The sequence below is a fragment of the Rhizobium sp. PEPV16 genome (assembly GCF_008919455.1).
In the GTDB taxonomy this organism is placed as follows: domain Bacteria; phylum Pseudomonadota; class Alphaproteobacteria; order Rhizobiales; family Rhizobiaceae; genus Rhizobium; species Rhizobium leguminosarum_Q.
In genome coordinates this window covers 1-2,672 of the sequence record NZ_VSZV01000304.1, presented here as the reverse complement: position 1 = coordinate 2,672, position 2,672 = coordinate 1, and the positions used below count along the sequence as shown (strand labels likewise).

Here is a 2,672-nt window from a genome sequence, read left to right as displayed (position 1 = left end):
AGGACGCGCCGATCCTGGTGCTCGACGAGGCGACCTCGGCGCTCGATTCGGAAGTCGAGGCGGCGATCCAGGAAAACCTCTTCGCCTTGATGGAGGGCAAGACGGTGATCGCCATCGCCCACCGGCTTTCGACGCTGACGGAGATGGACCGGCTGATCGTGCTCGACAAGGGCCGGATCATCGAGGCCGGCTCGCACAGCGAACTGATCGAAGCAGGCGGTATCTATGCCGACCTCTGGAACCGCCAGTCCGGCGGCTTCCTCTCCGATCACGCCGACGAAGCGGAAGTGGCGGCGGAATAACATAAATGAGGCCCTCTCGGCGAAAGCGGAGAGGGCCTCTTGAATACTGAGGGTGGTTTCCAGCTGCTGGGGCCCGAGCGCGTTTGCGTTCTATCCGCTCAAAGGCTGTCGGCCCAATCGATCACGCGGTGATGTTCGACGACGATCATGGTGTTGGCGGCTGCGATCGCGCGCAGTGCGACGAGACGACGCTGCTCTTCCTGGTCCAGCCAGGCGGTAATGGCCTCGGCGACGATCTCGTCGCGCGGCAACCCTAGGGCGAATGCCAGGGCATCCAGCCTTTCTGCAAGCGGAAGCGGAACATGCACATCGAGCATTTTCGTTTCCATGGAAGTGGTCTCCGGTAAAGCGCGATCGTAACGTGAGATTGTGACCGGTTCGGGGGCATTCAATGGGTATGCCGCCGATGTTACCATTAATTACCAAAATATAAGGTTTCGGTCGCTTTTCATTCCCTTTGCCGGTCCGGTTATTCCGCCTATATCGCTTCTATGTTCTTAAGCCCCATCCTCCGCCGGTTCGAAACCTGGATCGATCCGTTCCGCCCACGCGCCAATCTCCAGCCGCCGCGCTCGACGCTCGGATTCATCTGGTTCTATATCGGCCAGGCGAGGACGCCGTTCATCGCCATGCTTGTTCTCGGCGGCGCGTCGGCGGCGATCGAGGCAGCGCTCTTCTGGTTCGTCGGGCGGCTCGTCGATATCCTCGGCAGCATCACGCCGGGGGCCGGCTGGAGCGGCCTTCTGGCTGCCCATGGCGGTGAGCTGTTCGGCATGCTCGCCCTCATCGGGCTCGTGCGCTTCGTCATCGCCTTCCTGATCGCGCTCGTCGACCAGCAGGTGATCACGCCGGGCTTCTACAATCTCGCGCGCTGGCAATCCTATCTCCACGTCTCCAGGCAGTCATTGTCGTTTTTCCAGAGCGATTTTTCCGGACGCATCGTCACCAAGGTCTGGTCGGCCGGGCAGGCCACCGGCGATCTCGTCACCTCGCTGATGGAAAGCGTCTGGTTCGTCGGCATCTATGCCGTAACGACGCTCGTGCTCGTCGCCCGGTTGGACTTTTCCCTTGCCGCCGTCGTGCTGTTCTGGCTTGGCGCATTCAGCCTGCTGGCGCGCCACTTTGTCCCGCGGATCCGCCATCATTCCCGCGAAACGGCGGAAGCCGGATCGATGCTAAACGGCAGGATGGTCGACTCCTACAGCAACATGCAGACGCTGAAGCTGTTTGCACGCGACGAGGAGAGCGACCGCTACATGCGGCAGGGCTTCGATATCTATCAGGATACGGTGCTGCGCTTCACGCGGTTCATCACCGGCGTCAGGGCCTCGATGGCGCTGCTTTCCGGCCTGATGATCGTGACGATGGCGGGCCTGAGCGTCGATCTCTGGCTGCGCGGCCTCATCAGCTCGGGTGCGGTGGCGTTTTCGCTGGCGCTGGTGCTCAGGCTGAATTTCCTGCTCGGACGGTTGATGACGCAATTCAACGGTATCATGCGCAACCTCGGCACCATCCAGAACGCCGCCGAGCTGATCTCCCAACCTCTGGGGCTCGTCGACCGGACCGATGCGAAGACCTTGGTGATCCGGCAGCCCGGCATCCGTTTCGACAATGTTTCCTTCCGCTACGGCAAGGGCCACCAGCCGGTCGTCGAGAATTTCTCGCTGACCATCCGCCCGGGCGAAAAGGTCGGGATCGTCGGCCGTTCGGGCGCCGGGAAATCGACGCTGATGAACCTGCTGCTGCGCCTCTACGATATTCAGGATGGCCGCATTCTCGTCGACGGTCAGGATATCGCAGCCGTGACGCAGGAATCCCTCAGGATGCAGATCGGCGTCGTCAGCCAGGACACCTCGCTGCTGCATCGTTCGGTGCGCGACAACATCCTGTTCGGACGGCCGGATGCCGGCGAGGAGGGGCTGGTCGAGGCGGCCAGGCGCGCCGAAGCCATCGAGTTCATCGAACGCCTGCAGGATCAGCAGGGCCGCAGAGGTTTCGATGCGCATGTCGGCGAACGCGGGGTCAAACTGTCCGGCGGGCAGCGGCAGCGTATCGCCATTGCCCGCGTCATGCTGAAGGACGCGCCGATCCTCGTTCTCGACGAAGCGACGTCGGCGCTCGATTCGGAAGTGGAGGAAGCGATCCAGTCCAATCTCCACCGGATCATGGAAGGCAAGACGGTGCTTGCGATCGCCCATCGGCTGTCGACGATCGCCGCGCTCGATCGGCTGATCGTCGTCGATCTCGGACGGATCATCGAGGAAGGCAGCCATGACGCACTGCTTCGCCACGGCGGGCTCTATGCCGAGCTTTGGGCGCGCCAGTCCGGCGGCTTCCTTGCTACGGATGAGGATGCAGGCTCAAGGGTCG

2 protein-coding genes and 1 pseudogene are annotated in these 2,672 nt (G+C 62.4%); 2 read left to right on the top strand and 1 reads right to left on the bottom strand.

Annotated features, from left to right (window positions below; translation table 11 throughout):
• Window positions 1-302: pseudogene (locus FY112_RS37830) on the top strand (ABC transporter ATP-binding protein); the annotation flags it as partial.
• A gap of 98 nt (window positions 303-400) precedes the next feature.
• Here the strand turns inward: FY112_RS37830 and FY112_RS15965 are convergent.
• Window positions 401-631, bottom strand: coding sequence for a ribbon-helix-helix domain-containing protein (locus tag FY112_RS15965; RefSeq protein ID WP_094088758.1), 231 nt, complete (start codon window positions 629-631; stop codon window positions 401-403).
• A gap of 162 nt (window positions 632-793) precedes the next feature.
• On the opposite strand from FY112_RS15965, the gene FY112_RS15960 reads away from it, so the two are divergent.
• Window positions 794-2,672: ABC transporter ATP-binding protein (locus FY112_RS15960; protein WP_151518829.1), on the top strand; the 1,879-nt coding region annotated here is incomplete at its 3' end.